Origin of the sequence: Methylobacterium sp. NFXW15 (genome assembly GCF_049887755.1) — a bacterium.
Lineage (GTDB): Bacteria > Pseudomonadota > Alphaproteobacteria > Rhizobiales > Beijerinckiaceae > Methylobacterium.
On the sequence record NZ_JAGEKG010000006.1, the window covers coordinates 13,728 to 35,298 of the forward strand.

General features: G+C 67.9%; 17 protein-coding genes and 1 tRNA gene. 8 read left to right on the plus strand and 10 right to left on the minus strand.

All coding sequences use genetic code 11. The features are described from left to right. Positions 1–76: 76 nt before the first annotated feature. The 3 genes from J4O73_RS14555 (at position 77) to J4O73_RS14565 (ending at position 2,457) form a co-directional block, all read left to right on the plus strand. Entirely contained in the window at positions 77–406 is a 330-nt protein-coding gene (locus J4O73_RS14555) for a hypothetical protein (protein WP_426218413.1), read from the plus strand. Positions 407–410: 4 nt separating this feature from the next. Further along, positions 411–2,192: a zeta toxin family protein gene (locus J4O73_RS14560; protein ID WP_426218415.1), complete on the plus strand. Its 1,782-nt coding sequence runs from the start codon at positions 411–413 to the stop codon at positions 2,190–2,192. Positions 2,193–2,310: 118 nt separating this feature from the next. Further along, positions 2,311–2,457, plus strand: coding sequence for a hypothetical protein (locus tag J4O73_RS14565; protein ID WP_426218417.1), 147 nt, complete (start codon positions 2,311–2,313; stop codon positions 2,455–2,457). A 51-nt stretch (positions 2,458–2,508) separates the two neighbouring features. Here J4O73_RS14565 and frc read toward each other — a convergent pair whose 3' ends face one another. From frc to kdgD, 6 genes are all read right to left on the minus strand, one after another. Next, positions 2,509–3,786, minus strand: coding sequence for a formyl-CoA transferase (gene frc, locus J4O73_RS14570; RefSeq protein WP_426218957.1), 1,278 nt, complete (start codon positions 3,784–3,786; stop codon positions 2,509–2,511). Between the two features lie 189 nt (positions 3,787–3,975). Continuing rightward, a complete protein-coding gene (gene garD, locus J4O73_RS14575; RefSeq protein ID WP_426218419.1) occupies positions 3,976–5,544 on the minus strand; it encodes a galactarate dehydratase in 1,569 nt (522 codons plus the stop codon). Between the two features lie 54 nt (positions 5,545–5,598). Then, positions 5,599–7,164 (minus strand): aldehyde dehydrogenase (NADP(+)), encoded by a 1,566-nt coding sequence (locus J4O73_RS14580; protein ID WP_426218420.1) that lies wholly within the window; start codon positions 7,162–7,164, stop codon positions 5,599–5,601. A 38-nt stretch (positions 7,165–7,202) separates the two neighbouring features. Next, positions 7,203–8,552, minus strand: coding sequence for a glucarate dehydratase (gudD, locus tag J4O73_RS14585; RefSeq protein ID WP_426218422.1), 1,350 nt, complete (start codon positions 8,550–8,552; stop codon positions 7,203–7,205). Positions 8,553–8,629: 77 nt separating this feature from the next. Beyond that, positions 8,630–9,985 (minus strand): MFS transporter, encoded by a 1,356-nt coding sequence (locus J4O73_RS14590; protein ID WP_426218424.1) that lies wholly within the window; start codon positions 9,983–9,985, stop codon positions 8,630–8,632. Positions 9,986–10,077: 92 nt separating this feature from the next. Continuing rightward, complete coding sequence (kdgD, locus tag J4O73_RS14595) at positions 10,078–10,992, minus strand: 5-dehydro-4-deoxyglucarate dehydratase (RefSeq protein WP_426218426.1); 915 nt, start codon at positions 10,990–10,992, stop codon at positions 10,078–10,080. Positions 10,993–11,100: 108 nt separating this feature from the next. Here kdgD and J4O73_RS14600 point away from each other — a divergent pair, with 108 nt between their 5' ends. Next, complete coding sequence (locus J4O73_RS14600) at positions 11,101–12,036, plus strand: LysR family transcriptional regulator (RefSeq protein ID WP_426218427.1); 936 nt, start codon at positions 11,101–11,103, stop codon at positions 12,034–12,036. 390 nt (positions 12,037–12,426) lie between these two features. Then, the gene (locus J4O73_RS14605; protein ID WP_426218429.1) at positions 12,427–13,824 is read left to right on the plus strand and encodes a GntP family permease; all 1,398 of its coding nucleotides are present in this window, start codon (positions 12,427–12,429) and stop codon (positions 13,822–13,824) included. A gap of 249 nt (positions 13,825–14,073) precedes the next feature. Here J4O73_RS14605 and J4O73_RS14610 read toward each other — a convergent pair. Then, positions 14,074–14,149 (minus strand) — tRNA-Phe (locus tag J4O73_RS14610). Positions 14,150–14,366: 217 nt separating this feature from the next. Here J4O73_RS14610 and J4O73_RS14615 point away from each other — a divergent pair. From J4O73_RS14615 to J4O73_RS14625, 3 genes are read left to right on the plus strand one after another with little or no spacing between them, the layout of a single operon-like run. Then, complete coding sequence (locus tag J4O73_RS14615) at positions 14,367–15,749, plus strand: MFS transporter (RefSeq protein ID WP_426218431.1); 1,383 nt, start codon at positions 14,367–14,369, stop codon at positions 15,747–15,749. Then, positions 15,746–16,660, plus strand: coding sequence for a DUF6925 family protein (locus J4O73_RS14620; protein ID WP_426218432.1), 915 nt, complete (start codon positions 15,746–15,748; stop codon positions 16,658–16,660). Before J4O73_RS14615 ends, J4O73_RS14620 begins: the two co-directional genes overlap by 4 nt. Continuing rightward, a complete protein-coding gene (locus J4O73_RS14625) occupies positions 16,657–17,715 on the plus strand; it encodes a HoxN/HupN/NixA family nickel/cobalt transporter (RefSeq protein WP_426218434.1) in 1,059 nt (352 codons plus the stop codon). The genes J4O73_RS14620 and J4O73_RS14625 overlap by 4 nt, the downstream gene beginning before the upstream one ends. A gap of 282 nt (positions 17,716–17,997) precedes the next feature. On the opposite strand, the gene J4O73_RS14630 is transcribed toward J4O73_RS14625, so the two are convergent. The 3 genes from J4O73_RS14630 to J4O73_RS14640 all read right to left on the minus strand — a co-directional run bounded on the left by J4O73_RS14630 (position 17,998) and on the right by J4O73_RS14640 (position 21,561). Then, positions 17,998–18,927, minus strand: a complete 930-nt coding sequence (locus tag J4O73_RS14630; protein WP_426218435.1) for a hypothetical protein — start codon at positions 18,925–18,927, stop codon at positions 17,998–18,000. A gap of 203 nt (positions 18,928–19,130) precedes the next feature. Then, positions 19,131–19,637 carry a copper chaperone PCu(A)C gene (locus J4O73_RS14635; protein WP_426218437.1) on the minus strand — a complete coding sequence of 169 codons (507 nt, stop codon included), beginning with the start codon at positions 19,635–19,637 and terminating at the stop codon, positions 19,131–19,133. Between the two features lie 112 nt (positions 19,638–19,749). Beyond that, a complete protein-coding gene (locus J4O73_RS14640) occupies positions 19,750–21,561 on the minus strand; it encodes a tetratricopeptide repeat protein (RefSeq protein WP_426218439.1) in 1,812 nt (603 codons plus the stop codon). Positions 21,562–21,571 lie beyond the last annotated feature (10 nt).

Sequence of the window (21,571 nt, forward strand, 5' to 3'; positions counted from 1 at the left end):
CGTCGGCCCGCCGCGCCGGATCCCCATCCGACTGCCGACATCCCCATGCCGAAGCCCATCCGAAGGTGCGGACGGCATGAGCGAACGTCCGCACGATCCCGTAACCGAGCCGGCGAGCGCCCCGATGAAATACCTGACCATTGTCGAATGCCCGGTCGTCTATCCGGCTGAGAACGAGCACGCCCTCGCCAGCAAGGACATGCTGCCGCGCTTCGGTGTGACGTCCGGTCTCGAAAGTCAGCACGTCCGCGTGCTCGATGAGAGGATCACCTCGGTCTGCATCTGGGCGAGCGAGTTCCTCGCCAAGCGCTATTTCGGTAAGGATTGGTCCGAGAAGGCCGACGCGATCTGGGGCGACCAGTATCAGATCCGGTTCGAGCCGATCGACGCCGCCGCAAACGCCTGAACCGGTGTCGGCCGAGCCCGGCTTCCACGCCTGGAATCCCGGCCTCACCTCGGGCCTGCCCCGCCACGTCCGGCCCCTGGCGACCGTCTTCCGCACCGAGAATGTCGAGACGCGTTTCGCCGAGAGCGAGGAACTGAGCGACTTCTGCGGTCTGCCGGCGAGCAGGCTCAGCCTGTTCCGGGCGGACCGCCTCGTCGTCCATGAACTGCTGGTGCGGGTCATGGCCGATCTCTCGATCCCCCTCGGTACGGTCTACGCCGATCTCGGGGTCAATTTCCGCCGCATGGTGGCGACGATCCTGAGCGAGGGGATTCACCCGCACCTGCCCGAGATCCGGGAGACGATGCGCGCGATCCGCGACGAGGCGGAGGTGATGCTTCGCCGCGAGATCGCGTTGCTCCTCGACGGACCCGCTCAGGATCCGGCGCCCGCGCAGCTGAAGCGGGGCTGGCTCGACCGGCTCACCTTCGGCTTGTGTGCGGCCACGCCAGGCACCCCGCGTCATGCTGCGGACCAGGACGGGCCGCCCCGTCCGGCCAGCACGGACGAACGGCCTGCAGGCCTCGAGCGGGCGGTGCAGGACGCTCTGCGCACCATCGCCGCGAGCCTCACCGCCCGGCACGGCTATCTGCCTCGGGATGCCGCGTTGCTGGGCAGGCTCGGGATGATCCTCGTCTCGAACGGCTACGGCAGCCGCCGCATCGGCGCGATGATCGAGCCCTGGTTCGAGGCCATCGTCGTGCGAGAGGGCTATCGCCGGGTCCGGGCCCAGGACCGTCCCGTCGTGATGAACGTCAAGGGCGCCTCGGCCTCCGGCAAGAGTACCATCCGTCCCTACCAGCGGGCGCTGGCCGAGCGGACCGGCGCCGATTGGCAGGATTTCGCGGTCATCACACCGGACGTGTGGCGCAAGTTCCTGCTCGATTACGACAGCCTCGGCGCCGACCGCCGCTATGCCGGGCCGCTGACCGGCTACGAGGTGGAGATCGTCGATGAGAAGCTCGACCTCTACATGGCCCAGAAGGCGACGGAGGGCCGGATCTCGCATCTGCTGATCGATCGCTTCCGCTTCGACAGCTTCGCGGTCGATGCCGCGTCTGACCGCCCTGGCCAATTGCTGACCCGGTTCGGCCACACGATCTACCTGCAGTTCATGGTGACGCCGCCGGAGGAGACGGTGGAGCGCGCCTGGAAGCGGGGCGAGGAGTTCGGCCGCTACAAGGCGGTCGAGGATCTGCTCGCCCACAATGTCGAGGCCTTCGCAGGCATTCCGCGCCTGTTCTTCCTCTGGGCTTTGTGTCGCGACAAGGTCGTCGCGTTCGAGTTCCTCGACAACACGGTGCCCAACGGCGAGGTACCGCGCACCATCGCCTTCGGCGGCAACGACGCGATGACCGTCCTCGACCCGGCCGCCCTCCTCGCCATCGAGCGGTTTCGCAAGATCAACGTCTACGCCCAGACGCGCGAGCAGGTTTATGCCGGGAGTGACCCGTCGCCGGAGAGGAATGTCGGCTTCCTGCGGGCCTGCCTCGCGCGGCTCGGACAGGTCCGTTTCGCCGAGCGCGAGACCGGACGCGTCTACGCCCGGTTCGAGCGCGGTAGGCTGGTCGCCCTCGACCGGAAGGGGCTCGATCGCGCCTGCGCGGATGCGACGACCCGGGCGACCTGTGAGGCCATCGGTCTGTTCGCGGAGGGCGTCGAGGCGGGCCTCTCGCCGGATTCATCACCGCTTACGGCCGAACTGACTCTCGGCGCCGGAGGATTCCGCAGCCTGCCCTCCCGCTGAACGCGTTTTGTGCCATGCACAAATCGCAGATGGGGCTTTGGCATTTTGCACTTGGTATACAATACGCCTGGATCTATATCGCTCTCATCGCAGCGCAACATAAACCCAGGAGAACACGATGATCGTCACCACCCTCGCCGCCTTCGTCTTCTTCGCCGCCGTCCAGGGCCTGCTCGTGGTTCAGCTCGCCGACAAGCTCACGCCCGGCGGCAAGGAAGCCAAGAGTGCCGCGCGCCCGGCGGCTGGCCAGGCCCAGTACGCCTGAGCCGACCCTCTGACTTGATCGAGAGGGCCGACGCGCCGCGGCGCGGCGGCCCTACTCGGCCGCGATCTTCGGCGTCGAGCCGATGGCGCCCGACCACATGATGGCGTCGATCTCGGTGGCCGAGCAGCCGAGCACGTCGCGCAGGATCTCGTCCGTATGCTCCCCCAGCAACGGGGACCGCTGGACCGTCACCGGATTGGCCGAGAGACGCACGGGGTTGCCGACCGTCAGGTAGGATCCGCGTGTGGGGTGATCGACTTCGACCACCGTTCCGCTGGCGCGCAGCGCCTCGTCCTCGGCGATCTCCTTCATCGACAGGATCGGTCCGCACGGTATGTCGTAGGCGTTGAGGATATCCATCGCCTCGAACTTGTCGTGCTTCATCGTCCACGCCTCGATGCGCGTGAAGATCTCGTTCAGGTGCGGCAGCCGTGCCTGCGGCGAGGCATAGTCTGGGTCCGTCTTCCAGTCCGGCTCACCGATGATGTCGCAGATCGGCTTCCAGACCGCCGCCTGCGCGATGAAGTAGATATAGGCGTCCGGATCCTGCTCCCACCCACGGCATTTCAGGATGCGGCCGGGTTGTCCCCCGCCCGAATCGTTGCCGGCCCGCGGGACGGAATCGCCGAAGGGAATCCCCTCGCCGTACTGGCTGTATTCCGCGAGGGGACCACGTGCGAGACGCTGCTGATCGCGCAGCTTCACCCGGCACAGGTTGAGCACGCTGTCCTGCATCGCGCAGTCGACGCGCTGCCCACGTCCGCTTTGCACCCGGTGATACAGGGCGGTGACGATGCCGAGGGCAAGGTGCAGGCCCGTTCCGGAATCGCCGATCTGGGCGCCCGTCACCATCGGCTTGTCGCCGCGCCAGCCGGTCGTCGAGGCCGCTCCGCCCGCGCATTGGGCGACGTTCTCGTAGACCTTGCAATCCTCGTAACGGCCGGGTCCGAAGCCCTTCACCGAGGCGAGGATGAGGCGCGGATTGGCGGCCTGGATCGCGTCCCAGGTCAGACCCATCCGGTCGAGGGCGCCGGGGGCGAAGTTCTCGACGAGCACATCGCACTCACGGATGAGGCGCCACAGCACGTCCTTGCCGGTCGCGTGCTTCACATCGATCGTGATCGACCGCTTGTTGTGGTTGAGCATCGTGAAATAGAGGCTGTCGACGCCCGGGATGTCCTGCAATTGCTGCCGGGTCGCGTCGCCGCCATCGGGGCGCTCGATCTTGATGACATCCGCCCCGAACCACGCCAGCAACTGCGTGCAGGTCGGGCCGGACTGAACATGCGTGAAGTCCAGAACCTTCACGCCCGCGAGCGGCGCGCCCATCATGGCTTCCTCCCTCGTGTCGACCTGGGTGACGACAATTCACGGGGGCTTGTTCGCCTTGCTCCGTGACGTGCCCCACCGGGCCGACATCGGGCCTGTTGCGGCCACGGGTCAGCGACACCAATCGAGCACGCGGCCATTCATGGCATACCAAATACCAAACGTCAAAGGATGGTATTCGGGGAGGCTTCAGGTGATCGGCGCCGGGTTGAACAGTGTGAGGTCGTTGAATAGGCCCCAGCGGTCGGACCAGGGGCGCTTTCGCCCGCTCGCCACGTCGAGGATGAGGTGGAACAATTCCCAGCCCATCTCCTCGATGGTCGCCTCCCCGGTGGCGACGCGGCCCGCATCGAGGTCGATCAGGTCGGACCAGCGTCGGCTGAGTTCGGTGCGGGTCGCCACCTTGATCACGGGGGCCTGGGCGAGGCCGTAGGGGGTGCCGCGGCCGGTCGAGAACACTTGTAACGTGATGCCCGAGGCGAGTTGCAGCGTGCCGCAGACGAAATCGCTGGCGGGGGTCGCAGCGAAGATCAGGCCCTTCTCACGCACCCGTTCGCCCGGCGCGAGGACGCCGGAAATCGCGCTGGTGCCCGATTTCGCGACCGAGCCGAGAGCCTTCTCGACGATGTTGTTGAGGCCGCCCTTCTTGTTGCCGGGCGAGGGGTTGGCACGCCGGTCGGCGCCGCCCTTCTCCAGGTAATCGTCGTACCACGCCATCTCGCGGATGAGCGCGTCCGCCACCTCCGGCGTCGCGGCGCGGGGTGTCAGGAGGTGGATCGCATCGCGCACCTCCGTCACCTCGGAGAACAGCACCGTGGCGCCGCAGCGGACCAGTAGGTCGGCGGCGAAGCCGAGCGACGGGTTCGCGGTGACGCCGGAGAAGGCATCGCTGCCGCCGCATTGCAGGCCGACGACGAGGTCGGAGGCCGGGCAGGTTTCGCGACGGCGCTGGTCCAGCACCGCCAGACGCGCCTCGGCCATCGCCATGATGCTGTCGATCATGCTGCCGAAGCCGTCGTGGCGCTCATCCTGCAAACGGACCACGCTGTCCTCGGGCGTCCCCCTGCCCTCGGGAACGAGGCGCTCGGAGACGAGCTTCTCGCAGCCGAGGCCGACCACCATCACCTCGCCGCCGAAATTCGGGTTCTTGGCGAGGCTCTGCAACGTCCGGATCGGGATCACCGCCTCGGGCGCGTTGATCGCCACGCCGCAGCCATAGGCGTGGGTGAGGCCGATCACATCGTCCACGTTGGGGAAGCGCGGCAGCAATTCCTCGCGAATGCGCTTGATCGCGACATCGAGGGTGCCGGTCACGCATTGCACGCTGGTCGAGATTGCCAAGATATTCTTGGTGCCGACGCTGCCGTCCGGGTTGCGAAATCCGTCGAAGGTGTAGCCTTCGAGGGGTGGCAGGGGCGCGGGCACCCGCGTCGCCTTGTCGAGGGCGTCGAGCGCGGGCGCCGTCGGGGTCTCGACGCAGGATTCCTCGACCCAGGAGCCCTGCGGGATGTCGCGCAGCGCGATGCCGACCACCTCGCCGTAGCGGCGGACATGGCCGCCCACCGGGATGTCGGCGAGCGCCACCTTGTGGCCCTGCGGCACGAACTCCGTGAGCGTCAGCCCGTCCGGAAAGACCGTCCCGGCCGGGAGCCCGAAGGCGTTGACCACGATCGCGACGTTGTCGTCGTCCCGCAGGCGGATCGTGCGGGGCACGTCGCCAGCGGAACCCGTCAAGGTGGGGGTGGAAACCGCGCTCATGGGCTGTCTCGCGTGTGAAGGACCGCTGGCTCGAGGGGGCCGAGGAGGCGCCGGTCAGGCGCCGTCGACGCTCCTCGGCAGCTGCGCCGGGTTCGCGTCGGTCAGGGCCTCGGGCAGCAGCGCCTCGGGCATGTCCTGGTAGCTGACCGGCCGCAGGAAGCGGTCGATGGCGAGGCTGCCGACCGAGGTGGTCCGCCCGTCCGAGGTCGCCGGGAACGGGCCGCCATGGACCATGGCGTGGCCGACCTCGACCCCGGTTCCGAAGCCGTTGACGAGGATACGGCCGACCTTTCGCTCCAGCACGGGCAGGAGGCCGCGCGTCTCGGCGTGGTCTGCGGCATCCATGTGCAGGGCGGCGGTCAACTGGCCTTCGAGGTCTTCGAGCACCGCCCGCAGCTCGTCCGCGTCCGCGCAGCGCACCACGAGGGAGGCGGCGCCGAACACCTCCTCGCCGAGGCGGTGGTCGGCACGGAAGGCGGCGCCGGTCGTGGCGAACAGAACCGGCTGGCCCTGCTGGCCGGTGCCCTCCTGTCCCTGCGCCACCCGCTCGACCGCCGGGTTGCTCTCCAGGGCGGCGACGCCCTCGCAATAGGCCTTGTGGATCCCGGGCGTCAGCATGGTCGCCGCCGCGACGCTTGGGAGAGCCTCGGAGGCCGCCGCCAGGAACGCGTCGAGGCCTGGGCCGTCGACCGCGAGGACGAGGCCGGGATTGGTGCAGAACTGGCCCGAGCCGAGGGTGAGCGAGGCAACGAAGGCTTTGCCGATCTCCGCGCCGCGCGCCTGCAGCGCCGCCGGCATCAGGACGACCGGGTTGATGCTGCTCATCTCGGCGTAGACCGGGATCGGCGTCGCACGCGCGGCGGCGATCTGCATCAGGGCGGTGCCGCCCCGGCGCGAGCCGGTGAAGCCGATCGCGGTGACTCGGGGATCGGCGGCGAGGCGCTGCCCGATGGCAATGCCCTCTTCGAACAGCAGGGCGAACACGCCCGCTGGCAGGCCACATTCGGTCACCGCCCTCTGGATCGCGCCTCCGACCAGGGCCGAGGTGCCGGGATGGGCCGGATGCGCCTTCACGATCACCGGGCACCCGGCCGCCAGCGCCGAGGCGGTGTCACCACCCGCCACCGAGAAGGCGAGCGGGAAGTTCGAGGCGCCGAAGACCAGCACGGGGCCGACGGCGATGCGGCGCAGGCGCAGGTCCGGGCGCGGCAGGGGCTTGCGCTCGGGCTGGGCCGGATCGACACGCAGGCCGAGGAAGGCGCCGCGCCGGACCACCTCCGCGAACATCCGCAACTGCCCGACCGTGCGTCCGCGCTCCCCCTCGATCCTCGGGCGCGGCAGGCCGGTCTCCGCCATGCAGCGGGTGACGAGGTCGTCGCCGAGATCGAGGATGTTGCGGGCGATGGCGTCGAGGAAGTCGGCGCGGGCCTGGAGCGGTGTCTCCCGATAGGTGTCGAAGGCCTGGGCCGCCAAGGCACAGGCGCGCTCGGCCTGCTCGGCCGTCGCCGAGGCGAAGGCGGGCTCCAGGGCGGAACCGGTGGCGGCTTCGACCGCGCGCCACGGCGCCCCGGCACCCGGCATGCGCTCGCCGCCGATCAGGTTGTCGCTGCTGAAGGTCATGCTGTCGCTCCGGTTCGAAGGGTCGGCAGGGTCTTACCCTACCGGACGAGGCAGGGCTTCTTGTTGTCGAAGGTCCAGTTCGGAACCAGGAACTGCATCGCCGCCGCGTCGTCGCGGGCGCCGAGGCCATGATCGCGGTAGAGGGCGTTCGCCTCTTCGACCGCCGCCCAGTCGAGCTCGATCCCGAGGCCGGGCCGCTCCGGCACCCGGACGAGGCCGCCCCGGATCGCGAGCGGCTCCTTCGTCAGGCCTTCGCCGTCCTGCCAGATCCAGTGCGTGTCGATGGCGGTCACGTTGCCGGGCGCCGCCGCCGCGACATGGGTGAACATGGCGAGCGACACGTCGAAATGGTTGTTCGAGTGCGAGCCCCAGGTGAGTCCGTGGTCGCGGCAGAGCTGGGCCACACGCACCGATCCGGCCATCGTCCAGAAATGCGGATCGGCGAGCGGGATATCGACGGCGCCGAGCTGGATCGCGTGATTCATCTGCCGCCAATCGGTGGCGATCATATTGGTGGCGGTGGGCAGGCCGGTGGCCCGGCGGAACTCGGCCATGATCTCGCGGCCGGAGAAGCCGCCTTCCGCACCGCACGGGTCCTCGGCATAGGCCAGCACATGGCCCTGCCCCTTGCACAGGCGGATCGCCTCTTCGAGGGACCACGCGCCGTTCGGATCGAGGGTCACGCGGGCCTGCGGGAAGCGCTCGTGGATCGCGGTGACGGCGGCGATCTCCTCCTCACCGCGCAGGACGCCGCCCTTCAGCTTGAAGTCGTTGAAGCCGTATTGCTCGTAGGCCGCCTCCGCCAGATGGGCGATGGTCTCAGGGCTCAGAGCCTCCTCGTCGCGGAGGCGGAACCAGCCGTCGCGGGCGGTCGGGACGCGGTAGCCGAGATCGGTCTTGGTGCGATCGCCGACGTAGAACAGGTAGCCCAACATCTCGACCGCGTCGCGCTGCTGGCCCTCGCCCAGAAGCGCGGCCACCGGCACGTCGAGATATTGCCCGAGCAGGTCGAGGAAGGCGGATTCGACCGCCGTGACCGCGTGGATGGTGATGCGCAGATCGAAGGTCTGCAGGCCCCGGCCCCCGACATCGCGGTCGGCGAAATGGTGGCGCATGGTGCTCAGCACGGCGTTCCAGGCGCCGAGGGGCTGGCCGATGACGAGGTCGCGGGCATCCTCGAGCGTCTTGCGGATGCCCTCGCCGCCGGGAACTTCGCCGAGACCGGTCGCGCCGGTCGAGTCGGTGAGCACCACGAGGTTGCGGGTGAAGAACGGGCCATGCGCGCCCGAAAGGTTCAGGAGCATGCTGTCATGCCCGGCGACGGGCACGACCTTCATGTCGGTGACGGTCGGGGTGTTGCGGGCGGCGTGACGGGGCTCGAGCGACATGGCATTCCTCCTGCGGATGCGCGGGCCGAAAGCTTCGGGTGAGGAGGGCCGGCGTCGCGCGCCGGCCCCGGAAGGCGTCAGACGCCCTTCAGTTCGACGCGGCGGATCTCGCCGACCACCACGAGGTAGCAGAAGCAGGCCACCAGGGCGTTCAGGCCCACGAAGACCAGGGCGCCGTTGAACGAGCCCGTCGACTGGACGATGTAGCCGATGGCGATCGGGGTGGTGATGCCGGCGGTGTTGCCGAAGGTGTTGAACAGGCCGCCGGACAGGCCGCCACTCTCACGCGGCGAGGTGTCGGACACCACGGCCCAGCCGAGCGCTCCGATGCCCTTGCCGAAGAAGGCGAGCGCCATCAGCCCGACCACCAATGCATCAGCCTGGACGTAGTTGCAGCCGATGATGCTCATGGAGAGCAGCATGCCGCCGACGATCGGGATCTTGCGGGCGGCGGTGAGCGAGTAGCCGCGGCGCAGGAGCATGTCGGAAATCACGCCGCCGAGGATGCCGCCGATGAAGCCGCACAAAGCCGGAAGCACCGCCGCGAAACCCGCCTGAAGGATCGACAGGCCGCGCTCCTTCACGAGGTAGACCGGGAACCACGTCAGGAAGAAATAGGTCAGCACCGTGATGCAGTACTGGCCGACATAGATCCCGAGCAGCATCCGGTTGGAGAGCAGCTCACGCAGGGTCTTGCCGGTATTGGTCCGCTTCGCGGTTCCCTGCCCGTCCATATCGAGGAGGGCGCCCCCCGCCTCGATGTAGTCGCGCTCGGCCGCGTTCATCATCGGGTGCTTCTTCGGGCTGTCGATGACCTGAAGCCAAAGCAGGGCGAAGGCGAGGCCGAGGATGCCCATGCTGGTGAAGACATGGTGCCAGCCGAACGTGTGGACGATCCACGCCATCAGTGGCGTGAACAGGACGGTCGCGAAGTACTGCGCCGAGTTGAAGAAGGCCGAGGCCATTCCGCGCTCGCGGGTGGGGAACCACGCGGCCACGATGCGGGCATTGGCCGGGAAGACCGGCGCCTCGGTGAGGCCGACCGCGAGCCGCAGGGCGAAAAGCATCACGACGGCGGTGAGGCCGGTGAAGAAGCCCACCGCGCCCTGCACCAGCGTGAACCCGGACCACAGGGCGATGGCCGCCGCATAGACCCACTTCACCCCGAAGCGATCGAGGAGCCAGCCGCCGGGGATCTGGGCGAGGACGTAGGACCACGCGAAGGCCGAGAAGACATAGCCCATCTGGACCGGCGTGAGGCCGAGTTCCTTGGCCATGGACGGCCCGGCGATGGAGATGGTGGCGCGGTCGGCGTAATTGATCGTGGTGGCTGCGAACAGCATCAACACGATGAGGATGCGGACGCGGGTGCGGCGCGCCGCGTCGGCACCGACGAGCGTCGCGCTCGTGGTGCCGCTCGTAGAGGCACTCATGGACGTTCTCCCTGGATGGGCGCCGCCCGGTTGAGCCCGGGCGATCAGTCGTGCCGCCGTTGCTTCGGCGGTCGTTCGTTCGGATCGGCCGATTAGCGGCGGTCGCCGATCAGCGCCTTCAACTCGGCGATCTCGGCGGCGTCGAAATCGGTGAGCGGCGGACGGACGGGGCCCGCATGACGGCCCACGGCGGTCATGCCCGCCTTGACGATCGACACCGCGTAGCCACGCTTGCGGTTGCGGATCGCGATGTAGGGCAGCACGAAATCGCGCAGTTCCCGGTAGACGCCGTCACGGTCGCGGCGGCGGACCATGTCGTAGAAGGACAGGGCCCATTCGGGGAGGAAGTTGAAGATCGCCGAGGAATAGGTGGTGACGCCCATTTCCAGGTACGGGAGGGCGAAGGTCTCGGCGGTGGGCAGGCCGCCGACATAGGTCAGGCGATCACCGAGCCCGGCATAGACCCGGGTCATCAGTTCGACGTCGCCGACGCCGTCCTTGAAGCCTACGAGGTTCGGGTTGCGCTCGCACAGGCCCGCGAGGGTCTGCTCGTTCAACTGAGCATTGGCGCGGTTGTAGACGATGATGCCGAGCGAGGTCGCCTTGCACACCGCCTCGATATGAGCAGCCAGACCGGCCTGCTCGGAGCCGACGAGGTAGGGCGGCAGCAGCAGGATGCCGTCCGCGCCCGCAGCCTCGGCCGCCTTGGCGAGTTCGACGGCCAGCGCCGTCCCCTGCCCGGCGGGGGCGATGACCGGCGTCCGGCCACGGGTTTCCTCGATGCAGGCGCGGACCACGCGGTCGATCTCGGCGGGGGTCAGCGAGAAGAATTCGCCGGTGCCGCCCGCTGCGAACAGGCCTGAGACCTTGTAATCGGCCAGGCGGCTGAGATTATCGCGATAGGCGGCTTCGTTGACCGAGTAGTCGTCGTTGAAATGCGTCACGGGGAAGGACAGGAGGCCGGAGCCGAGAACCTGCGCCATCTCCACGGGGGTCATCCGTGACATCTGTCTCACTCCCTGTTTCGCACCTTTCCGGCGTCGAGACAGGAATAGGTCGGTGCCTTTAATGCGTCCAACATTGATTTTAACTCAATTATCCCACATCGTGCATCAATGTTCGATCTGGGGCACGCACGCAGCTTCATCGCCGTCGCCGAGGAGATGCATTTCGGCCGGGCTGCAGCGCGGCTGAACCTCACGCAATCCCCCCTGTCCCGGCAGATCCAGATGCTGGAACAGTCGCTGGGCGTCACGCTGCTGGAGCGGACGACGCGGGCGGTGCGCCTGACCCCGGGGGGCCGGACTTTCCTGGCCGAGGCCTATCGGGTGCTGGCGGCAGTCGAGAGCGCCGCCCGTCTCACCCGCCGCACCGCGAGCGGGGAGAGCGGCACGATCAGGCTGAGTTTCACGGCGGCCTCTGCCTACAGGACGCTTCCCCGCATCGTCGCCCATATTCGCGCGAAGCTGCCAGCCATCGATCTCGTCCTGGAGGAGATGGTCTCCGACGAGCAGATCCAGGCCCTGGAGGAGAACCGCATCGATGTCGGCGTGCTGAGGCCCAGTCCAGCGCTTCAGGATGCCTGCACGCCGATTGCGACCGCCGCCATCGCGCACGAACAGTTGCTGCTCGCCATTCCGCGCCGCCATCCCCTGGCGAGCGGGGATGAGCCGACCCTCCGCGATCTCGATGGGGAGGCTTTGGTGACGTGGTCGCCACGCGGCGGGCGTTACTTCATCGATCTGCTGGACAGCCTGTTCAGTGAGGCCGGTATCCGGCCGCGGGTCGTGCAGCGGGTGAACCAACTGCACGCGATGCTGGCGCTCGTCGGCGCCGAGATCGGGGTCGCCCTGGTTCCGGACAGCGCCGTCGGCATCAGCATGACGGATATCGTCTTGCGGCCCATCGCGGCACCGGAGGCGGCGCGACCCAAACTCCTGCTGGCATGGCGGCAGGACAATCCCAATCCGTGCCTGCTCTCCTTCCGGTCGAGCCTTTTGGAGATGGCTGAGTCGCCGGACGCAGAGAGGGCAAGGCGCCCGGCGCGATGAAGGGCCCGGAGGATTTCTACGAGATCGTGGACGTGGTCGAGGGCGAGAGCGTGATGAACCCGCCCGACCTGTTCGGCTGCAAGCTCGGCTCCTACACCTGAGGAGGCCGTCATGCCGAGCACGGCGGTTCTCCTCTTCCAGGCCTTCAACGGCCTAGCCTACTGAAAGTGTGCGGGACGCGCGCGGAGTCCGTGCGTCCCATCGCGTGAGCGATAATAATATTGTGCCCTATATTTTAGCTCTCTATCGAAATCGAGCCATGACAGCGCCCCGGAGATTGCACTCTGAAGGCGATCCTCACAGCTTGACGGGCTAAGCTCGGCTGCCAAGTGGGTCGTGCAGGCACATTCGTCTTTGAAAGTGCCCTGAACGTCTCACGTGGTCGGCCGCATGAATTTCGTGATCTGTCTCGCTGCGTTGTTCTTTTTGATGACCGTCGCGTATCGCGGCTACAGCGTCATCCTGTTCGCGCCGCTGGCGGCACTGGGCGCGGTTCTGATCACCGATCCCTCCGCGGTCCCGCCGATCTTCAGCGGGCTGTTCATGGAAAAGCTGGTCGGATTTCTGAAGCTTTATTTTCCCGTCTTCCTCCTCGGCGCCGTCTTCGGAAAACTGATCGAGATTTCCGGCTTCGCCCGCGCGATCGTCAGCGCGGTGACCGGTCTCCTCGGGACCAGCCGCTCGATTATCGCCATCGTGCTGGTCGGCGCGATTCTGACCTATGGCGGCGTCTCCCTGTTCGTCGCCGTGTTCGCGGTCTATCCCTTCGCCGCGGAGCTGTTCCGCCAGAGCGATATCCCGAAGCGGCTGATCCCCGGGACCATTGCGCTGGGGGCCTTCACATTCACGATGGACACGCTGCCGGGCACCCCGCAGATCCAGAACATCATCCCCTCGACCTTCTTCAAGACCAACGCCTACGCTGCGCCCATCCTCGGCATCATCGGCTCGCTCTTCATCTTCAGCGTGGGGATCGCCTATCTCGAATGGCGCCGCCGCGCCGCCGCCCGACATGGAGAGGGCTACGGAACCGGACACACCAACGAGCCCGAGGCGGTCGAGGTGGCGAGGCCGATCCATCCCGCCGTGGCCCTTCTGCCGCTTCTGATCGTCGGCTTCGGCAACAAGATTCTCCTGGGGGTCATCGCGTCGGCCTACGGCGCGCAGGCCAGCGTCGCCCTGAGCCCGGAAATGGCTGCCCATCCGGTCACCGTCGACGTGAAGGCCGTGACGGCCATCTGGGCGGTCGAGGGGGCGCTGATCCTGGGGATTCTGGCGACGCTTATCCTCGGCTTCAGGAACATTCAGGGCCGCTTCGCTGAAGGGTCCAAGGCGGCGGTCGCGGGCTCTCTCCTCGCGGGCATGAACACGGCCACGGAATACGGTTTCGGTGCCGTGATCGCGGCATTGCCGGGCTTCAAGACGATCTCGGACGGGCTCGCCGCGATCCCCAACCCTCTCGTCAACGAGGCGATCACCGTGAACGTGCTGGCGGGTGTCACCGGCTCCGCGTCGGGTGGGCTTTCGATCGCCCTGGCCGCGCTGTCCGAGCGCTTCATCCAGGGAGCGCAGGCGGCGGGCATCCCCATGGAGGTTCTGCACCGGGTTGCCTCGATGGCGAGCGGCGGCATGGATACCCTGCCGCACAACGGCGCGGTGATCACGCTGCTCGCGGTGACCGGCCTCACACACCGGCAGAGCTACGGCGACATCTTCGCCATCACCATCATCAAGACAGCAGCGGTCTTCGTGGTGATTGCGGTTTACTATCTCACGGGAATTGTCTGAGGGCGCCATCGCGATCGGCCTCGCATCCCATTGATGCGAGGCCACTGAAGCCGCCTGCCCTTGCTCGTTGGCCAACGAGGGGCCCCCAAGGCCGCTGCCTGGGAATATCGCAGTGAGCAGAGATGGCTTGCAGAACTCGTTCGAGAGCTGGCGATCGTCCAAGCGCATGTAACGCCTGAATAAAAACAGCTTCTAACACTTGCCTGGGGTGAGTTCTATTAACTCTTGCTCAGTCACTTAGCGGACTGATGGTGCCCAGGGGCGGAATCGAACCACCGACACTGCGATTTTCAGTCGCATGCTCTACCAACTGAGCTACCTGGGCGTCGACGCGGGCCGTTTCGGCTGCGGACGGCGGGGGTATAGGGGGTGCCGAGGCTCCTGTCCAGCCTCTTCGTGCGCTTCTTTCCGATGGCAACGAACACGATGCCCGCGTGGGAGCACCCTCCCCTTTTGCAGAGCTTGCGCTAAGTCGGCGTGACCCCGTCGGATGGGTTCGGGCCGTGCGGCTCCGGCGCCGAACGGGCCGGAGCGTCTGCCGCATGGATCTGGCCAAGTCCGCCGCCGCCAAGTCTGCCGCCGCCAAGTCCGCTACCCCCAAGCCCCCCGCCGCTCCGCGGCATGATCTCGACCGGAAGGCCGTGGGGGCCGTCGTCCTCGGCAACGCCCTCGAATTCTACGATTTCACCGTCTACGCCTTCTTCGCGAAGGCGATCGGCGAGGCGTTCTTTCCCGCCACGGATGCCAGCCACAGTTTGCTCGCCTCCCTGGCCCTGTTCGGGGTCGGCTACGTCATGCGACCCATCGGCGGCGCCGTGATCGGCGCGCTGGCCGACCGCGCGGGCCGCAAGCCCGCGATGCTCGTGACCATCGCCCTCATGGCCATCGGCATGCTGATGCTCGCCGCCTGCCCCAGCTACGCGCAGATCGGCGGCTGGGCGCAGGTGATCGTCATTGCCGGGCGGTTGATCCAGGGGCTCGCGCTGGGCGGTGAGGTCGGCCCCTCGACCGCCTATCTCCTCGAAGCCGCGCCGCCCCGGCATCGTGGCTTCGTCACGAGCTGGCAGATCGCGAGCCAGGGCTGCGCCGCGCTCTTCGCGGGCCTCGTCGCCACGATCCTGGCCTTCGCCATCGGCGAGGCTCCCATGGCGGAATGGGGCTGGCGCGTGATGTTCCTGCTCGGGCTCGCCGTGGTCCCGGTCGGCCTCGTCATCCGGAGCCATTTGCCCGAGACGGCAGGCGAAGGGGAGGATCCGAAGGCCGCCGGCTCCGCCTGGGAGGTCGTCCGCCGTCTCCTGCGCGAGCACGGGCGGCTTCTGGCACTGACCTTCCTCGTCATCGCGGCCTCCACGGTCTCGAATGCGGTGGGCACGAACATGCCGGTCTATGCCGGGGCGACGCTCGGCCTCAGCACGACCGTCGCGACGGCGGTGCCCATCGCCCTCGGCCTCGCCTCGGTGGGCTTCCCGCTTCTTGGGGGCTGGCTTGCGGACCGGTATGGCCGCCGTCCGGTCATGATCTGGCCCCGGGCGGCGATCCTCGTCCTGGCCGTCCCGGCCTTCCTCTGGCTGCTGCACGCCCCTGGGCCGACCGCCATCTTTGCCGTCACGTTCTTGCTCTCGGCGCTGTCCTCGATCAACGCCGCCGCGATCATCGTCGGCATCCCCGAATCGTTGCCGCGCTCGGTGCGCAGCACCGGGCTCGCTTTGGTCTATGCCCTCTCGGTCTCGATCTTCGGCGGCAGCACCAATTTCATCATCAACTGGCTGGTCACCACCACGGGGGACCGGCTCGCCCCGGCCTATTACCTCGCAGCCTTCAGCCTCGTCGGTACGATCGCCGCGATGGTTCTGCCGGAGACCCGCGACCGCGACCTCGACGACGAAACCGCCTCGTCCACGCCCGTCCGCGCCACCACCGCGTGAGGGGGACGGCACACGAGGCGAGGGACGCTGCGGTCCACGCGCTGCTCCGCGGCGCACTGGAGGACCCCGAGACCGTCTGGACCTTCGGCAGCTTCGGGGCCCTCGCACAGTTCCGGCGCGATCCCGGCGAGGTTGGGATGCCGGTGCCGGATGGCCGTCTCGGACACGTCACGCGCCGGGGGGCGATCATCCTCACCCCCTGCCCCGAACTGCGTCCGCTGGCCTATGAGACGGCCTTCGCCTCCGGCTGGAGCCATGCGATCGCCCTGTGCCTGCCGGAACAGGCATGCGCCATGGCGGGGCGACGCGTCGTCACCGAACTCGGACCCGATCGGGAGGCCGCACGAGCGGAGGACCGCCAGGCGATCCTGTTCGATCTCGGCCTCGGCCTGCGCGCCGTGGACGCCTGTCTCCGCGTGTCCGATCCAGCCCTCCTCGTATTGCTGCGGGCGCGGGATGAGCCGACGCTGGCGCAGGCGATCGCGGATCAGCCGGTCGTCTTCCTCACGCGGATCGGGCGGATCGAAGTCTATCCGCAGCCCGAGGACACACCGAGGGACAAGCGCGTCTTCATCGAGAAGCCGGTTCTGCGAGCCGGGCGCACCCATCCCGCGACGGCGCCGATCCCGGTGGGGTATGTTCCCTGCGGTGCGCTCCACCCGCCGCATCCGTGCAAGGATGCGCACGGCCGGACGATCCCCTTCGAGCGGACGCGGCATGATGCGTTCCAGACCCTCTTGAGCAGCTGGGGCGATCCTGCCCTCGTGGCCGCCAAGCGCGCCGCCGAAGCGGGGACTGCCCCTCCCCCTGGACCGGACTTGCGCAATCGCTACCTTCGGGCGGCGCTACGGGCCGCCAGGGTTCAGGCGCCCTATCTACGCGGCGACGCCTCCCTCCGGTCAGACGGGTGACAGTGGTCCCTTCCCCCTCCGAGACATCCCGCCTCAGCCGGCGGATCACCATTCTGGCCGTGTTGCTGCTCGCCGCGAATGCGGGAGCGTGGCTTTGGGCCTGGACCGCATTCGCGGACAACCCCACCCTGCTCTCGACCGCCCTGCTCGCCTACGTGTTCGGCCTTCGCCACGCCGTCGATCCCGACCATATCGCCGCCATCGACAACGTGACGCGCAAGCTGCTGCAGGCCGGACAGCGGCCGGTCTCGGTAGGACTGTGGTTCGCGCTCGGCCATTCCACCGTGGTGGTTGCGGCCGCCGCCGCCGTAGCCCTGGCGACGACCAGCCTTCTCACTGCCTCCGACGAGTTCCGGCGCCTCGGCAATCTCATCGGGACCAGTGTGTCGGCCGGCTTCCTCATCGTGATCGGGCTCGTGAACCTCGTGGTGCTGCTCGGCGTGTGGCGCAGCTTCCGGCAGGTGCGACGCACCGGGCGTTACGTGGAGGCCGACCTCGACGGGATGCTCGCCGGTCAGGGCTTTCTCGCCCGCTTGCTGCGCCCGCTGTTCCGCCTCGTCACGCGGTCCTGGCACATGTACCCGCTGGGCTTCCTCTTCGCCCTCGGCTTCGACACCGCCACAGAGGTAAGCCTGTTCGGCCTCTCGGCGGCCGAGGCGAGCCGCGGGGCCGACCCCTGGTCGATCCTCGTTTTCCCCGCCCTGTTCACGGCTGGAATGGCGCTCGTCGACACTGCCGACGGCGTGCTGATGCTCGGCGCCTATCGCTGGGCCACCGTGCAGCCCATGCGCCGCCTGTTCTACAACCTCACCATCACGGCGCTCTCGGTAGTCGTGGCCTTGGGCGTGGGGAGCCTGGAAGCCCTGAACCTCATCGGCGACAAGCTCGGCCTCGATGGAAGTTTCTGGCGCTGGATCGGAGCCGTCAACGACCATTTCGGCGTTCTGGGCTTCGCCATCGTTGGCCTGTTCGCCGCCGCATGGCTGCTCTCCGCCCTCGTCTATCGTCTCGGCGGCTTCGACCGCGTCGCCGTCGCCCCCGCCGAGCCGCGCTGAGATCCGTAAGCCTCGTCCGCCGAGATGGAGGTCGGTTCGGCGGACGAGACGGCTCCCAAGGTACGGCGCATCGCCTGTGATCCGTGAATCGGTCAACGAAGGCGCTAGCTAGAGCCGTATCCCACCCAGTTGAGCCGCCTCCGTCAGATTCTCGGCCGTCTTTGCGAGCGCAGCGAAGCAATCCAGGGAGGCGCACCGTTCTGAAGCGCCCCGCTGCCCCTGGATTGCTTTGCTGACGCTCGCAAAGACGCAGGGACGTGAGCCAACTAGTCGAAGACGGCTCTAGATGGGGCCTGCTTCCTCGTTGAGACGAGCCGTCTTGGAGGCCTTGCCGGGGCGGCGGCGCTTCATGAGGGCTTCCGCCGGATCGCTTTTGAGGGTCTCCTCGGGGACGACGATTGGATCGTCGGGTGCCGGAGCGGATGGGGCCGGCGGTTTCGGACTGAGCAGGGCAGGCAGATCGCCTTGGAAGTAGAACGGGCCGACATGAGTCGCTCGCACCCACGGGGCCGCGTAGACCGGCCCGCCGATAGCCCGCCACCGCTTGCAGAAGGTCAGATCTTCCGAGAGGAGGCGCCCATCCGGCTCACGGTCGAAGCCGAAGAATTCGACCAGCGTCTCGACGTTCGGGACAAGGTGCCGGTAGGCATCCGGGAACCGGCTCCGCGCCATCGGATAGGCTGCGTCCAGGCTGATCAGGGCGGAGCGCGAGATCATCATGAGCCCCGCTCCGCCGCCATGGATCTCGTTGAGTCCATCCCCGCTGAAGCTCGAGTTGCCGTCCAGACCGTAAAAGTTCGTGCTGTAATCGGCCATGTGCAGCGAGAGCTCCTGAGGCGTCAGGTCGGGCCTCTGGCGCGCGCTCTCGATGATCGCAGTCCAGTTGATGTGCTTGGCCGGATAGGGACCCAGGACGACGTCCCGCTGCTCGGCGAACATCCGTACGATATCGAACCCCTCGAAGCCGATGTCGGCGTCGATGTAGATCATGTGCGACAGGTCGGTGTGGTTCAGGAAGGCAGCCGCAGCGACGTTGCGGTGCTCGTGCAGCAGCGCCGTGCCACTCACGTAGAAGTACTCGAACCCGATGCCGGCTGCCGCACAGGCCCGCTGAAGGGACAGAAGCCCCGTCACGTAGGGCATGTAGCACGCTGCCCCATAGACTGGGGTGGCGACGAAGAGGCCTGGGCGGGTGGGGGCCGGTTCGGCCATCGCGTCGATTGCTCCGTGATTGCGGACGATCCGTGCGAGCCTGTGCCGGCCCACACGGATCCAACGCGCTCTAGCTCAGAGTTCGTGCGCCGCCAAGACAATATTGAATGACAAATTCCAAGAATATAGTTCGCATAAATTGCAATTTTACTTTTATGCGGACTGATGGTTGTGTTTTCGAGGTTGCCGGATAGGCCCGCCGCTCAGTGGTGGTGGGAGCCGCCATGTCCGGCTTCAGGCGCAGCGCTGCCCGGTGCCTTGGCGGCCAGAGCCTCCACCGTGAACGACACCGGCACGGACCCGGCCTTGGCGAAGGAGAGGCTACCCTTCACGCTCTCGCCCTTCTTCAGAGGGTCCTTGAGACCGAGGAACATGAGGTGGAGACCGCCCGGCTTGAGCGTCACCGTCTCGCCCGGCTTGATGACGAGGCCGTTCTCGACGGGAGCCATCTTCATCACGCCGCCCTCCATCGACATGGAGTGGATCTCGACGCTGCCCGCCTGGTCGAAGGTGCCACCGGTCAAGGTATCGGGTTCGTTGCCGGTGTTGGTGACGGTGAGATAGCCGCCCGCGACCTTGGCGCCGTTCGGCGTCGCCCGCGACCAGGGCTGGCCGATCTTGAGCGAGCCTGCGGTGAAATCCTCGGCAGCCGCACCGCCGGCCAGGAGCGGCGAGAGGCAGAGCAGCACGACTCGGGCAGTGACACGCATGGATGATCTCTCCTTCGGCGGTCCCATCCCGGGGGTGAACCGCGCCGGGCCGATGGGTTAGCGTCCCGCCCGCTCGCCGGTCAACGCGCGACGCCGCGACTTCATCGCAGGATCAGAAACTTGCGATCTCCGGTTGCAGTCCTGCAGGATCGCCGAAATCTGCGACGATAGACGCGCAGGCGCCGCGCAGTGCTGCGACGACGGCTGACCAGTCCCCTGGCCGTGTCTGCCGTGCGACGCGCAACGTCGGGTACCAGAGCGCCCGCTCGCCGCGACTCGCCCAGTGCCAAGGCTGATGCGCACCGACCGCCGCCATCCCCGGCCGGCCGACGGCGCCCGCCAGATGCGTTGCGGCGGTGTCCGGCCCGATGATGTAATCGAGGCAGGCGACCGCTGCGATCATGTCGGCGAAGCCCTCGAGGCGCAAACCCGCATCGAGGGCCTCGGGCCAGCGCGCGAGGGCGTGCCGCCCCTCCCCCATCATGAGGCTGACGGGGGTCGCGCCGGGAGGAATGGCGGCCCGAACGTCCTCCATCGCGAGGCCCTGCGCGTCGAGGCTCCAGGTAAAGCCGATCCACGGGCGCGGGTGCTCTTGCAGCGCGTGTCGCCAGCGTGCCGCGAGTGCGGCATCCGCCGTCAGGTAGGGGCGCGGGTCCGCGAGCCAGTCGCGGTCGAGATCGAAGCACCGCAGCATGCCGGGAAGCGGCAGGGTTGCCTCGCCGGGCTGGGGAGGCCCTTCTTCGAAGCCGACCGGCAGGTGGGCGGCGAGCGGCAGGAAGTGCTCCCGTGCGTGCAATTTCACCCGGCCGTCTTCGTCCGCCAAGGCGGGCAGGAAGCGGCTGAGCAGGATGAACTCGCCGGCCAGCATGTCCGGCGGCACGTCGATGCGAACCCCGATTGGCACCGCGCTCCCTGAGCGCGGCGGGAAGCGGCCCTGCGCCAGGGCGATATCCTCCGACAGTTTCAGGGCCGGTGCGTGATCCGGCTCGCGCCGAAGAATTTCGCGGCAGAGCGCCTCGGCCTCGGCAAGCCGCCCGCTCTCTCTGGCGGTGTCGGCGAGGGCGCTCAGGGCGGCGGCGGAGCCGGGATTGGCCTTCGCGAACGCCGCGAGGTCGGCGAGCGCCGCCTCGGGTTCACCCCGCACGAGGCGGATGCGGGCCAGGAGGGCACGGGCGCTCACATGGTTCGGCGCGAAAGCCAGAAGCTTCGCGCACGTCGCCTCCGCGTCGGCAAGACGCCCGGCTTCGGCTTGGCAGCGGGCGAGATGATCGAGACCGTCCCGATCCAGGGGATCTGCCAGCCACGCGCGTTCGGCCAGCGCCAGGGCTTCCCCTGTCGCTCCCCGGTGCAGGCAGCAGATCGACAGACCGCGCAGGAGAGCGGAATCCCCGGCGCCGCGTTCCAGGGCCTCGCGAAACCGTCGCTCCGCCTCAGAATGGTCGCCTCGGGTCAGGGCGACGAGGCCGATAAGCTCGGTCGCCTCCGCGTTGTCCGGGTTGCGGGCCAGCGCCGCGGCGGCGGCCTCCCCCGCTTCATCCGGATCACCCGCCAGGAGACGCCCCCGCGCGAGTGCGAGCAGAGGACTCTGCGCATCCGGCGCCAGCACGACGGCGCGCTGCCAACAGTGCCGCGCCTCCATGTGACGCCCTGCCATCTGGTACGCCGCGCCGAGGTTGGCGCAGAGGCTCGCATGAGTGGGATAGGCCGTGGCAGCGGCGCCGAGGACGTCCGTCGCCCGCGGGAGATCGCCGCGTAGCAGCAGCAGGCTGCCGTAGGCGTTCAGCACGTCGGGGTCGCTTGGGCATACGGCAAGGGCCGCCTCAATCAGCGCGGCAGCTTCCTGGGTAGACCCGGCCGCCAGGAACCGGCTCGCCGCCGCGAGCCATTCGCCGAGCTGTGCCGCCCCTTCGGTAGACACGTTCATCACCGGCGTC

Bases quoted from the DNA above. Each gene is read 5' to 3' on its own strand.
- kdgD (WP_426218426.1), bottom strand. From the start codon at position 10,992: ATGTCACGGATGACCCCCGTGGAGATGGCGCAGGTTCTCGGCTCCGGC.
- garD (WP_426218419.1), bottom strand. From the start codon at position 5,544: ATGAGCGCGGTTTCCACCCCCACCTTGACGGGTTCCGCTGGCGACGTG.
- J4O73_RS14555 (WP_426218413.1), top strand. From the start codon at position 77: ATGAGCGAACGTCCGCACGATCCCGTAACCGAGCCGGCGAGCGCCCCG.
- J4O73_RS14630 (WP_426218435.1), bottom strand. From the start codon at position 18,927: ATGGCCGAACCGGCCCCCACCCGCCCAGGCCTCTTCGTCGCCACCCCA.
- frc (WP_426218957.1), bottom strand. From the start codon at position 3,786: ATGGGCGCGCCGCTCGCGGGCGTGAAGGTTCTGGACTTCACGCATGTT.
- J4O73_RS14600 (WP_426218427.1), top strand. From the start codon at position 11,101: ATGTTCGATCTGGGGCACGCACGCAGCTTCATCGCCGTCGCCGAGGAG.
- J4O73_RS14635 (WP_426218437.1), bottom strand. From the start codon at position 19,637: ATGCGTGTCACTGCCCGAGTCGTGCTGCTCTGCCTCTCGCCGCTCCTG.
- J4O73_RS14605 (WP_426218429.1), top strand. From the start codon at position 12,427: ATGAATTTCGTGATCTGTCTCGCTGCGTTGTTCTTTTTGATGACCGTC.
- J4O73_RS14640 (WP_426218439.1), bottom strand. From the start codon at position 21,561: ATGAACGTGTCTACCGAAGGGGCGGCACAGCTCGGCGAATGGCTCGCG.
- J4O73_RS14580 (WP_426218420.1), bottom strand. From the start codon at position 7,164: ATGACCTTCAGCAGCGACAACCTGATCGGCGGCGAGCGCATGCCGGGT.
- J4O73_RS14615 (WP_426218431.1), top strand. From the start codon at position 14,367: ATGGATCTGGCCAAGTCCGCCGCCGCCAAGTCTGCCGCCGCCAAGTCC.
- J4O73_RS14565 (WP_426218417.1), top strand. From the start codon at position 2,311: ATGATCGTCACCACCCTCGCCGCCTTCGTCTTCTTCGCCGCCGTCCAG.
- gudD (WP_426218422.1), bottom strand. From the start codon at position 8,552: ATGTCGCTCGAGCCCCGTCACGCCGCCCGCAACACCCCGACCGTCACC.
- J4O73_RS14590 (WP_426218424.1), bottom strand. From the start codon at position 9,985: ATGAGTGCCTCTACGAGCGGCACCACGAGCGCGACGCTCGTCGGTGCC.